This is a genomic window from Rhodopseudomonas sp. (assembly GCF_036404135.1).
GTDB lineage: Bacteria > Pseudomonadota > Alphaproteobacteria > Rhizobiales > Xanthobacteraceae > Rhodopseudomonas_A.
This window is the reverse complement of the sequence record NZ_DASWPE010000045.1, coordinates 1-12,676: the sequence shown is the minus strand read 5'-3', so window position 1 is coordinate 12,676 and position 12,676 is coordinate 1. Positions and strand designations below refer to the sequence as shown.

At 62.3% G+C, this 12,676-nt stretch carries 8 protein-coding genes and 1 pseudogene; 3 read left to right on the top strand and 6 right to left on the bottom strand.

Features of this window, described 5'->3' with window-relative positions:
* Positions 1-1,246, top strand: a pseudogene (locus VGC77_RS05610) (hypothetical protein); the annotation flags it as partial.
* A 112-nt stretch (positions 1,247-1,358) separates the two neighbouring features.
* Here VGC77_RS05610 and VGC77_RS05605 read toward each other — a convergent pair.
* The 6 genes from VGC77_RS05605 to VGC77_RS05580 form a co-directional block, all read right to left on the bottom strand.
* A complete protein-coding gene (locus VGC77_RS05605) occupies positions 1,359-2,300 on the bottom strand; it encodes a spore coat U domain-containing protein (protein WP_331170586.1) in 942 nt (313 codons plus the stop codon).
* Positions 2,297-4,633: a fimbria/pilus outer membrane usher protein gene (locus VGC77_RS05600; protein ID WP_331170585.1), complete on the bottom strand. Its 2,337-nt coding sequence runs from the start codon at positions 4,631-4,633 to the stop codon at positions 2,297-2,299. The genes VGC77_RS05605 and VGC77_RS05600 overlap by 4 nt, the downstream gene beginning before the upstream one ends.
* A 16-nt stretch (positions 4,634-4,649) precedes the next feature.
* A complete protein-coding gene (locus VGC77_RS05595; protein WP_331170584.1) occupies positions 4,650-5,369 on the bottom strand; it encodes a molecular chaperone in 720 nt (239 codons plus the stop codon).
* A gap of 12 nt (positions 5,370-5,381) precedes the next feature.
* Positions 5,382-5,894, bottom strand: coding sequence for a spore coat U domain-containing protein (locus VGC77_RS05590; protein ID WP_331170583.1), 513 nt, complete (start codon positions 5,892-5,894; stop codon positions 5,382-5,384).
* Entirely contained in the window at positions 5,894-7,342 is a 1,449-nt protein-coding gene (locus VGC77_RS05585) for an outer membrane beta-barrel protein (protein ID WP_331170582.1), read from the bottom strand. The genes VGC77_RS05590 and VGC77_RS05585 overlap by 1 nt, the downstream gene beginning before the upstream one ends.
* An 84-nt stretch (positions 7,343-7,426) precedes the next feature.
* Positions 7,427-7,582, bottom strand: coding sequence for a hypothetical protein (locus VGC77_RS05580; protein WP_331170581.1), 156 nt, complete (start codon positions 7,580-7,582; stop codon positions 7,427-7,429).
* 839 nt (positions 7,583-8,421) lie between these two features.
* On the opposite strand from VGC77_RS05580, the gene VGC77_RS05575 reads away from it, so the two are divergent.
* Together VGC77_RS05575 and VGC77_RS05570 are read left to right on the top strand one after the other, a co-directional pair.
* Positions 8,422-9,309 (top strand): LysR family transcriptional regulator, encoded by an 888-nt coding sequence (locus VGC77_RS05575; RefSeq protein WP_331170580.1) that lies wholly within the window; start codon positions 8,422-8,424, stop codon positions 9,307-9,309.
* Between the two features lie 132 nt (positions 9,310-9,441).
* Positions 9,442-11,616: a putative bifunctional diguanylate cyclase/phosphodiesterase gene (locus VGC77_RS05570; protein ID WP_331170579.1), complete on the top strand. Its 2,175-nt coding sequence runs from the start codon at positions 9,442-9,444 to the stop codon at positions 11,614-11,616.
* Positions 11,617-12,676: the final 1,060 nt, after the last annotated feature.

The following is a 12,676-nucleotide window of genomic DNA, read 5'->3' as shown; positions in this document are numbered from 1 at the left end:
CAATGCCGGCGGCCAGGGCGGCGGCATCGCCTCCAACCTGCAAGGCGCGGCAGCCGGTGCGGCCGGCACGCTCAACGGCATCGGCAACGGTGTCGCGCCGCTGGCGAACGGTCTCGTCGGCAATGCCGGCGGTCAGGGCGGTGGCATCGCCTCCAACCTGCAAGGTGCGGCAGCCGGTGCTGCCGGCACGCTGAATGGCATCGGCAACGGCGTTACGCCGCTGGCGAACGGTCTGCTCGGCAATGCCGGCGGTCAGGGTGGTGGCGTTCCGTTGAGCCTTCAGGGCCTGGTGCCGGCTTTGACCGGCACACCCGACCTCGGCGGCGGGCCGGCGATCGGCAATGGACTGCCGTCGCTCGACAATTTGGGCAACCCGATTTCGGTAAGCAATTTCGGCAATCTCTCCGCGCCGCTAGCAAACACGCCGATCGGACAGTTGCCGCTGCTCGGCAGCACGACCAGTCCAAGCAGCAGCGGGCTGCTGGCGGTGAATTTCCTGCAGACTTCGTTCGCCTCCACAGGACGGTTAGGCACTGTGAACTTGCTGAACACCGTCTCGTCCGGCACGGGAGATGCCGGCCTGCTGGCAGCCAACGTGCTCAATGCGACACCGGGTCCGGTCGGCTCGCTCGGCACCGCCAATATCCTGAATGGCGCAGGGACCGGAGATCCCGGCACCGGCGGCCTGCTGGCGGCTAACGTGCTCAATGCGACACCGGGTCCTATCGGCACGCTCGGCACCGCCAATATCCTGAATGGCGCAGGGACCGGAGATCCCGGTACCGGCGGCCTGCTCGCAGTCAATGTGGCCAACGGTTCGCCTGGGCCGACCGGCCTGCTCGGCACCATCAATATCTTGAACGGGGCCGGCGACGGCGGCGGTATCGGAACTGTGCCGCCGGTCATCCGGGTTGTCACGCCACCCACCGACGGAGCGCCCGGCGGCGGAACTCCGGGTGGTGGATCTTCAGGTGATGGATCCGGAGGCGGCGGAACTGGTAATGGCGGCAACTTAGGCGATGGAACGTCGAGCGGTGGCGATTTCAATGCCAGCGGCAGTGGCGGCGGCGGTGGAGGAGTGACATTCGGCAGCTTTCTCGCGGTCACCGGCAATGATCGCGCGGTCCTGGAAGATTGTACTCGGGCGTTGCAAAAGCCGCAGCAGTACCGTCGTCAATTCGTGGCGGCCTGCCGGCAACTCGCCCGCCAATTCGGCAAGCGAACCACGATCGTTCGCAACGACTGATACCACCGACAACGGAGTCCCGAGGGTCCGCTCAAAAAGCGCGGCCCTCGGCGTTTGTCGGCACCGGCCCCATCGACTGTGGTCGTCGGCCATCCGGCATCAACATGCGCCATCAGTAAGTGATGGTGACGACGATGACGTCCTTATAAACACCGGCGCCCGGCATCGATTGCGGCGGCACCCTGGCATAGATGGTGTAGGGTTGAAGTCCGCCGTTGCCGGTGGCGGAAACGGTGTTAACGCCGATGGTGCTGCCCCAGACCTGGGTTCGCGCCGCGTTGCGATACAGATTATAGCCGATCGTCACCGCCGCCAGCGCCATCTTGCGCCCCGAAGGTCCGGCGGCGGCGTGTCCATCGTCGAGCCCGATATTGTAGTTGGTGCCGACCGTGCAACTCACCATCAATAGTCCGCTGGCATCGACATTGGTGCCGACGGTGCCGTGGGTGCCGAAATCGATGTCGATCGCGTTGACGTTGCAATTGCCGACCACCGTGCCGCTGGCAGAAAATGTCGGATGCGCGTGCTGTGGCGTCACCACGATGTTCGGGCACGGCAGCACACCGAGATAGCCGTAGACGAAATCATTGTCGGCCACGGTGAAATTCGACGTGTAGGTACCGGGGCCGGCGGAGCCCTGGCTGCCGAAAACCCGGCCATAGATCGGCACGTTGACGCTGCCGGTTCCATTCAGCGCCAGGGTCAGGTCGATGGTCGGCGGGGTACCCGGCAGGCCCCAATTGAACGAGCCCCAGATCACCGAGCGGCCGACATCCTGATAGAGCTGGTAGTTCAGCGTGCCGGCACCGGAAGTCATCTGCCGCGCCGCCGCGGTCGCCCCGGCGCTGCCGGCGCCGATGCTCGGACAGATCCGGATCGTGGTCAGCGAGATGCCGGTGCAACTGATCGCCAAAGTGGCGGTGGTGTCGGTGGTCGCCCCCGACAGCGTGTCGACGGTGCCGAACGCCACCCCGGGAATATTGAAGTTGCAACTCTGGGCAAAGCCCGCGGACGGCAGCAGCAGCGCGACAAGCAACAGCAGCAGCCGGATCATTGGCAGACCACGTCCTTGATGACCACGCGCTGCCCGGGCGTCAGGTGGTAATCGAAATTCGCGGTGCACGTCTCGCCCTCCGGCCGTTCCACCACCAACTGATTGGCCTCGTTCAAGCCACGAAGATAGACCTCGCCACCATAACCGACCACGGTGGCCTCGTCCTCGGGCTTCAGGCGCGCGCTCGATCCCGCCGGCATCGCGCGTCCGTCGCGCCCCTTGAGCACCACGACCGCGCTTCGGGAATCCTCCGAAATGCCGAATTTAACCAACGCCGCGCCGCGGTCGGCCGGGACCACCGCCGCCTTGGTGGTGGGAATGTCGGCATCGACCGGCAGGTTCTTGGCGTCGATCGAGATCCAGTTCTTCTGATAGGCGCGTAGATACGGCACCAGCACCAGGCCGCTGGCGCCGGTGGTGGCGACCGGGCGGTTCTCATAGAACACGTCGACATTCGGCGCGCCGGCGTCGACCACCACGAAGGCGTCGTCGATCCGGTTGGCGAGGAAGGTGCTGCCGCCGACATAGGCCACCGCGCCGTCGAACTGTGCGGTCGCCTGGGTGACATGGCCGAACTGCTGCACGCCGACTTCTGCGCGGCCATATTCGGAGCGATAGCTGACGGCGCCGGCTCGCGACGGGCTCGCCCCCTCGAAATCCCGGCCGCGCCACCCCCAGGAGCCCGGCTCCAGCGATTGCGACTTGTTGATTTCGAATCCGCCATTGCCGCCGCCGCCGGTCTTCGACCCCGACGCGGTGGCGGTGATGCCGCCGTTGAACGACATCGTCAGCCCGCAGAAGATGCCGTAGCTGCGACGATCGTCGAAATCCTTGAACGCACTCACGAACAGCGACGCATCGCCGAGCGGCCGGCTATAGGACAATCCCAGGATCTGGTAGCGATTATCCAACGCGTCCTGCATCCGCGTCATGCTGAGCGTCACCGCCGAGGGATCGAAGCCGAGCGGAATGCTCAATGCCAGCTGATCGATGTCGCGCGGCGGCCGCCGTGCCAACAGCGAAACTCCCGGCACCGCGGAATTGGTCGGCGGCAGCGCGGCGAGATCGCGATAGTCGGCGCTGGCGCGCTGGGTGCGGGCATAGACCGTATAGCCGCCGCGGCCGAGTTCGAGCGACGCCGACAACAACCCGCCGGTGATGTTGCCGTCGCCGCGACTGGCCGCCAGCGCCAGCGACGCCACCCCCCAGCGGCCGAGCAGCACGTTGACGCCGGCGCCGCCGTTCAACAGCGTCTCCGCGGCCTCGGCGTGGGTCTCCAGGGTCAGCCAATCGTTCAAGCCGTAGCGCAGGCTGGCGGAGGCCGCCGGCGAACTGTCGTAGCTGTTCGATACCACGCCGAAATCGCGCCGGGTGAAACCGGCCTCGGCGGAGAAATCGAACAGCCCGGGGGCAAGCAGTTTCGACGACGCATAGAACGGCTGATCGATGACGGTCTGGCGTCCGAGCGAGTCCTGCACCACGATGCGTTGGTTGCCGGCGCCGCTCATGATCGGCAGGTTCTGGATCTGAAACGGCCCTGCCGGAATTTCTCCGGAATAGCTGCGAATGCTGTTGACGAAGATGTCGACCGTCGAGGGCAGCGCCGCGCTGCCGCTGAAGCGCGGCATCGGCATCGTCACCAGATCGGGCCGCAGACCGAAATTGCGCTGAATCTGCGCGCCGCCCAGCCGCAGCGAACGGCTCCAGCTCAGCGCGCCGGAGATCACGTCGCCGGCGCGATAGGTGGTCAGCGAGAACGGATCGGAATAGCTCCAGGTCGAATCCAGCCGCAGGCTACTGACTCCTCCTTGGCTGCCGCTGTTGAGAATCCCCGACTGCGAGAACACACCGTAGCTGTTGAAGATGCGCGCGTCGATCCCGGCGGAGAGCGCCGGTCGGTTTTGCAACGCCGAGTAGAATCCATCCTGGCCGCCGTCACTGTTGGCGACCAGCGTATAGTTCATCACAGCGCCGGAGGCCTGCTCGCCGACCGGCGCAGCTTCCGACCGCGGCTTGGTTTCGACCATGAACGGCAAGCGTCCCTGATCGGTGATCTCGATCCGCACCACCTGGCGGGCCTGATCGTAGCGGTAGCTGAGGTCCGGACAGCGATCCAAATAGACCGTCCCGTCGGACTCGATCGGGAATCGCTCCGATCTGATCCGCAGCTCCTCGAGCTCGGTGGTCTTGATCGCGAGCCGCTCCTTCGGGCGTTGGACGAAATTGGCGATCAGCCCGGTCGGCTGACCGTTGATGTAGACCTCAAGATACAATGGCAGATCGGCCGGCGCCGCCTGCGCGTTCGCCAGCGCCGGCCAGGCGCAAATCATCATTGCGCCGAAAGCCAGCCTAGCGCGCCGGCTGAACGACGACCGCGGCATCGATGACTCCGGTCTCACTATCGGCCAGCAATCGCACCGGCCCCCGTCGCGCCGCAGGGAGCGACACGGGTAACGTCCAGCCCGTCGCAGATCTGCCGAGCGCATAGCCCACCAGACCCGGTTGCTTCAGCACGACTTCACCAAGGCCGTCGGTCAGTTTGAGATTGGCGATCCGCACCCGCCGGCCCCCGGCGTTGGTGGCGGTGAGCACCGCGGAGACGCCCTTTTCCTGGATGCTCCATTTGATCTTGGCCGGCTCGGCATTGGCGGCGGCGAAGAACACCGGAATCGAATAGCGCAGCGCGAAGCGGACCGAACTGGCCTGCCCCCGCCCGGCCTCGGGAATCTCGTCGACCAAGATCCGATAGCTCTCCTCGTCGACCACCGGCTGCTTGCTGACCCGGACGACGCGGACGACGTAGTCCGTCCCGGCAGCAAGCGCCGCGGCGGGCGGACTGACGACGACGCTGTCGGTCGGCTCCAGAATCGGGTCGCCTTTGGTTCCGGTCCAACGGAACACCCGGATCTGAACATTGACCCGCTCGGCTCCATCGTTGTGCAGCGTCAGCATGGTCGAAGCACCCGGTGCCGACACGTCGAGCAAAATCGGCGACACCCGCAGCGAACTGGCCTCGGCAACCGACGTCGCCGCCGCAAGCAGGGCGATTGCATAACGAATGACGCGCATGTCCTGCCCTTCTCAAAAAGTGACGGTGACCGTGACCGTATCATTGTAGACACCCGCCGGCGGCGTGGTCTGCGACGGGACGAAACCGTAAACGATGAAAGGCTGGCCGACGCCGAGACCGACGCTGGCGAGCGTATTGGTGGCGATCACATCCCCCCACATCAACAGATGGGTCAAATCAGAGTAAAGTGAATAGGACACCGTGTTGCTGGCGGCGCTGGTCATCAGCCTGGTAGCAAGCGAGGCACCGGCGCCGATGCCCTTGTCGAGGCCGATATTGTAGGGCGCCAGCAGAGTGCAGACCACGGTGATGGTGCTGGTGGCAGAGACGCCGAGCACGCTGATGACGCCGACGGAGCCGAAATTCATCGCGGTCGCCGACGAGATGGTGCAGCCATTGGTGATGGTGATCTGCACGTTGAACGTCGTGGTCGAGGTCGCAGCGTCGGCGTGTTGCGACGCCGGCGCGAACAGGCACAGCCCGGTCACCACAACTCCCGCGATGCTCCGGATCAAATGGCGCATCAGAATTTTCCATTCATCGAAACGAGATAGACGTCGCGGAAGTAGGAGACCGCGCTGACGCCGGTGACCTGCCCACCGCTCGGATCGAACATCACCCGGCGATAGTCGAAACCGAGAATCAGTCGCTCGTACGGCAGGAACTTGATCGACGCCATCGGGCTCAGCGTACGATCGACGCGGTTGCCGGCGCGCTCACCGAGATATTCATCGACCGTGAACGAAGCGCCGCCGCCGACGATCAGATTCGGCAGGATTCGATATTCCAGGCGGCCGCCGACCGACGAACCGATCACGCTGACGCAAGTCGCGCCGCCGGGGATCGCGCAGGTCTCCGAACTCGCTCCGGCGACCCCAGGCGCGATGGCCGCCAGGCTGAGCGCGGCCTCCTTAGCCTCGCGCTTGCCTTCGATGACGCCGCCGAGTTGATCGGTGAAGGCGAAACCCAAAGTGGCGCCATAGGTCCAGCTCGAGACCGTCTGGAAGCTGATGCCGTTATATTGCTGCCCCATATAGCCGGCCCAAGCCTCGCCTCGAAGACGAGCGCCCGGCCCCTGCTCGAACAGCAAGCCGCCGACCAGGCGATAGCCGGTCGAATCGAACGCATCGACCCGCCAATTCCGGATGTTGCCGGCGGCCTCGACGAACAGGCTGGTCTGCGGCATAATCACATAGCCGACCCGACCATTGGCCACCCCGATGCCGCCATCATTGTAACCGAAATCGATGGTGAAGGGGCCGGTCTTGGCATTGGCGTAATCCACCATGACGCCGGCAACGCCGAGCGAACCCCACCAGCGGCCGTTGCGCTTGTTGAGCGCGACCGCCGCGATGCCCTGATCATATTCCACCGGAGCGTTGAAGGTGGTGCTCAGCAGCACGCCGCCCGGGCCGATCGTATCCGACGAGCCGCGTTCAAGATGGGCGCGAATATAGCGGCCGTTGCCGACGACCTGAGTATCGCTGTCGGGCGCCACGGTGAAATTGACCCCCGCGCCGCCGTTGAACTGATCCTCGGAGTCGAATTTCACATTCTTGCGGGATTCGACGAACCCGTCGCTGCCGATCGTGTAGTTCGCGCCTTGAGTGGCCCATGCGAATTCCGGCCGGAGCACGAAGACGACATCCGAGAATCGGCTGCCATGCGAAGCAAACACGTTATCGTCGTAGAACGTGGCCGCGGTGACGCCGGTGTAGAGCACGCCCCCGGCGATAGGAACACCCTGCGCCGCCACCGCCGGGGCCGGCGGAGCGCTAGGCCGCGGCGCCTCGCCGATGCTCGGCGCGCTCGGCATCGCCGTCGGGCGCTGCCGAGGCGACTGCAGCGTCCCGAACTCACCTCGCCCCATGTCGCGACCGCCGTCCACGGCACCGTCAGGAGCAACCTCACCGTAAGCCGATGTCGCTATCAACGAACAGATCAATACCAGCCAAATTCGATCGTCACGCATATTTTTGCTCCTGACTAACGATGACTTCTTACGCGATCGCAGCGATCCCGTCGTGCCGTCGGCCTCTTGTTCGAATCGCTGCGTTCACACCAATTCCGCCACCGCACACTGCATTTCGGTCGACGTGTCGCCAGTGACGACGGTCTGTTCGTCCGCCGCGGCGGCGGTCCTCGTCACATATTCGTTGACGTGCTCGATCGCCTGCCAGACCTTCAGCGCGCCGACGACGTCGCTCGACACGCCGTTCAGGCGAGTATCTGAACACCTTAAGAAAATTGCCTTTGGGGGTGACGATGGTTCCGTACGTCGCGAATTCGATGATCGCCTGTGATTTGGCGCTCGTGCGAGGGCGTCTGCTTGAGTGCGATTGCTGCGGCGGCCAAACATTAGATGTCCCACACCCGAGTTGATCTGCTCGAAATAGATGCTGCACTCGCTCACCGACGGCGACATTCGATCGGCAACCAGAAGCGACGTAGTGTCGTGCTGGACCTCAATAGAATCTCAAAGCACAGTTAAGAATCGCTCGATGATTTTCGCAGCATCAGCTTTGCCGCCATCCGAGAATTGACAACGATTAGATTTGATGAGGCGATAATCACGCGTTATGGTTGGCGATTAGCGCGACGACCATACCACCGTCGCGCCGAGCGGACTGACGCAATTGTTGCCGCGCAACCGATGGGCGGGTTGAGATCGGCGCGATCGAGTTCATCGCCACGTATAACTACGTGGTCTTCATTTACAACAAAAGGGCGCATTCACCAGCGACGTGACACGCAATTGTCAGTATTTCTCGTCAAACTAACTGCCTCGTACTTCTACCAGAGAATGGACCAACGATATAGTTGCGAGATTAAATACGGCGCTATCTATCTGTTGTATTTGAATGATTGAAGTAAACGAAGCAACGATTTGATCGCTCGCTATCGGACACACGCAGCAACCGGCAACGCCATTTGTTGCTGGACCGACGTATCCTTGCTATTTCCCTAGGTTACTGACTCGCAGACTGTTATCGACGCAGTTATCATGCTGAGTGACGCAACAACGCGACTGGCATCGCCCCGTAATTTCGAATGACCTATCAGGAGAGATTCGTGCATAGCCGCCACCGCCACCTCAACGTTCCAATTGAAATTGCACGAACTGTCATCGCGGTCTCCGAGGCCGGTAGTTTTTCCAAGGCCGGCGAGATGCTCAGCCTCAGTCAGCCGGCGGTCAGTTCGCAGATCAAGCGAATTCAAAGCCTACTCGGCGGCTCCCTCTTCACCCGAGGTCCAAGCGGCGCCACCCCAACCCAACTCGGTAAGCTCGTCCTCAACCAGGCGCATCGGATGGTCGAGGCGAACGATCAAATGGTTCGGCTCGGCGGCGCGGTCGGCGGTCCACAGCCAATCCGGCTCGGCATCAACACCCTGTTCGTCCGTGAGTTGCTTCGCAATCAGAGTCTGGAGACGCTCGCCAATGTCGTGATCCATGCCGGAAGTTCCGCGGAAATCTGCGAAGGTCTGCTTGAGCGCTATATCGATATCGGGTGTTTTCTCGGCGAGCACGAGTCCGACGCCGACATTGCAACCTTGGTCGTCAAACAGTGGGAGGAGCAATTCGTCTGGGTCAGGTCCCCCCGCTTCGTGCTCAGCCACGGCCTGCCGATACCACTGCTGACCTGGCCTGGCGAACAGCTGATGGTGGCGGCATTGACCAAAAGCGGCGCGCCCTATCGGATCGCCTTCAACAGTCCCGATCATCACGCGCAATTGGCGGCCGCAGAAGCGGGAATAGGACTGACCGTGATTCCCCGGCGGCTGATCCCGCCCGATCTGGTGGAGGCGAAGGAGTACTATCTTCCACGATTGCCGCCCAGCAAAGCCTATCTGTGCGCCCGAACGGACGCCGGGTCAAACCAAGCGGCGAGCTTTCTTGGTACCCTGTCGCCGCTGTTTTCATCGGCAGCGGTCGCGTGACTACCTCAGTTCGCGATTCCACCGGCGATCACAATTTTCGCTCCGGCACATGAAAGGCCGAGAGGTGCTGCGAATGGATCCGGATCGGCGCTGGTCCCGGAATCTTAATAATTCTCACGGCAGAATTCCTCTATGTCTTTCCGCCCGATGAATTCTACGATTGAAGAACGGGAGCGCCTCAAGGCGCTCGCGGAGTATCACCTCATGGATACACCGCCAGAAGAAGAGTTCGACCGGTTGGCCGGGCTGGCTTCTCGTCTGTTCCAGGTTCCAATCGTTCTGATCTCGCTGTTGGAAGCAGACCGTCAGTTCTTCAAGGCTCACGTCGGCCTTGATGTTTGCGAGACCAGTCGCGACGTCTCGTTTTGTGCCCATGCGATCCTGCAGGATGAAGTCCTGGTCGTATTGGACGCCACCCGCGATTCACGCTTCTCTTCTAATCCGCTGGTGCTTGGGCCGCCCTTCATTCGTTTCTACGCGGGACAGCCGCTGGCAACGCCGGATGGAAAGAAACTCGGCACGGTATGCCTGATCGACAGCGAACCGCGGGACGATTTTAACGCCGAAGACCGAAGGAACCTGGCCGATCTGGCCTTCTTGGTTATGGATCGCATGGAGTTGCGGCGGCTTGATTACGCCCGGACCATCAGTCAGACTCGTTTCGAGCGAATTGCCGCCACTTCGCCGGATGCAATCATTTGTGCCAACGCTGAGGGCGAGATCACGTTCTGGAACCGATCGGCTGAAACGCTGTTCGGCTATTCCAACCAGGAGATATGCGGTCAGTCGACCGAGATCATTGTGCCGGCCAGCTGGCGCCCGGTTTACCAAGCCGAGCGTGCCCGTCTTGCACGTGGCGAACCGATGGAACTTGCGGACAAGACGGTCGAACTGTCTGGCCTGCGCAAGGACGGCAGTGAATTTCCCGCGGAATTTTCTCTCTCAACCTGGGAAGAGGGCAACACCACCAGCGTCGGCGCGATCGTGCGCGACATCACCGAGCGGCGTCAGAACGAAGATCGGTTATTTCGGCTGGCCTCGTTGGACACGCTGACGGAATTGCCTAATCGCGCCGTGTGGCGCGCGCGTCTCGCCGAGGCTCTCGCGGCAGAGCGTCCCGTCAGCGTGCTGTTGCTCGATCTCGACGGGTTCAAGGAGATCAACGACACGCTCGGCCACTCTGCGGGCGACGCGGTGTTAAAGACCGTTGCGGACCGCCTTTCGTCAAACTGCGAAACGGCAATCATGGTCGGCCGCCTCGGCGGCGATGAATTCGTCGCCTTGCTCGCCGGCAACGATGCCCGTGAGGTCGGCCGCGCCGCGGAACATCTGGTTGCCGCCATCGGCGAGCCCTACGAGTTCGTCGGCCAGCGGATCGAGGTCGGCGTCAGCATTGGCGCGGCGCTGGCGCCGCTCCACGGCTCCAACCCAGAGGAACTACTGGGCGCGGCGGATCTGGCGCTCTACAAGGCAAAGTCTGCCGGCAGAGGCCGCTTCGAATTCTTCGTGCCGTCCTTCCGCGAGGTTGCGGTCGCACGTCGCACGTTCGAGAGAGAACTGCGCCTGGCTCATGAAAACCATGAGTTCGAGCTGTTCTATCAGCCGCAAGTGGCGACCCGGACTGGCGAGCTCACCGGCGCCGAAGCGCTGATACGGTGGCATCACCCCGAGCGAGGCCTGTTGTCGCCGGCCGCGTTTATTGATGTCCTCAGTCAAAAGCCGTCGGCGGCAAGCGTCGGCGAATGGGTGCTGCGGACCGCTTGCAAGCAGGCCACCGAATGGCGAACCATGTTTCCCGGCTTTCGAATCGGCGTAAATCTATTCGAGGCGCAATTTCGCTCCGGCCGGCTGCTCACCGTGGTCAAGAGCGCTCTGGCCGATCATGCGCTGCCGCCCACAGCGCTCGAACTCGAACTGGTCGAGAACGTGCTGTTGCGCGATGACAGCAGCACGCTGCGGTTGCTGCTGGATCTTCGCACGCTCGGCGTGGGGCTAGCATTCGATGACTACGGCACCGGCTTCGCGTCTTTGAGCCTGCTGAAGCGTTTTCCGGTCACCCGCCTGAAGATCGACCGCTCTTTCATTCGCGACGTCAATGGCGACCCGGAGGACGCCGCAATTGTGAAGGCTATTGTGTATCTCGGCAACAGCTTTGGGCTCGAAGTGATAGCCGAAGGAGTCGAGACCGAGGCACAGCGGAAGTTCCTGATCCGCAACAAATGTGCGGAATCCCAAGGTTATCTTTTTGGCAAGCCAGTTCCAGCCGCGGAGTTTCGCAACAATTTTTTCAAGAATTCATCTCGATGACGAACAACCGACGTCGATGGCAAATGTAAGGAAACTAAGGGCGTATCTGTTAATACATAGATTACTAGGTTTAGTTAACTTCCGTATAAATAGATCTTAGCAGGAACTCCTTCTTCTTGGTTGTGTGAGCTCTCAAACGGGCAATCCAAACCTAGGAAAAATGCCATGCTACCTGACCTGCGCTCAATCCGATCCGCGCTACTTCTCAGCGCCGCTATGCTAACATATTCGCCCACGACCTGGGCATAAGGGCGTGCAGCTGGGCGGCGTCAGCGTGGGGGTCGGCAGCGTTGGAGTGGGTGTCGGAGGCACCGGCGGCGTCGGCATCGGCGGAGCAGGTCAGCGCCGGCAGCCTTGGTGCAAGTATTGGAAGTGTCGGCGTCGGGAGCGGCGGCGTCAATGCCGGCAGCGTCTCGGTCGGCACCCAAGGTGCAAACGTCAAGCGGCAAACATCGCACAATAGTCCAACCGATCCCCTTGCTATTTTCACTGCAGGGGGATCGCGCGTCAGAAGCTGCCGTTCGCCGATCGCCTATGATCAAGCCATCGGTTCAGAATTCAGTACGACAATGCGAGCCTGCTGGGAGGCACCGTCGACTTCAGCTCACGATTTTCACTACATCGATGCTCTCAGGAAGCCCGCGTAACCTGCGCTCGCAAGAACGGCGTTCGGATTATTAGATGCAGACCGGCGGACGGTACGCGGTGCAGGTCCAGCACCTGCAGCCCCATCCAGCACCTGCAGCCCCGTCACGCCGTGCAATGGAGGCCGGTTAACGTGCTGCAACAATGTCTACGGTAGCGGCACGACGACATGCCGCAGTGCAGCGCGTCTGGCCAACGCGCGGCCGACAGAACGGGATCCACCGTCGACGCTCTTGGTTGTGGCGGTCGTATTTGCTGGCTTCCGCGACATTGTGAGCCTAGTGTGAACGAATCATCGCTCGCCCTGGGCATTTTTCGGTGACTGGAGAGCGTCTTTGCTCCCCGCCTTCTTCTTGAGGCAGGTCGCATGATCACCGCAGAAGAGTGCAGAACCTACGCGAGGCAGAGCAAGCTG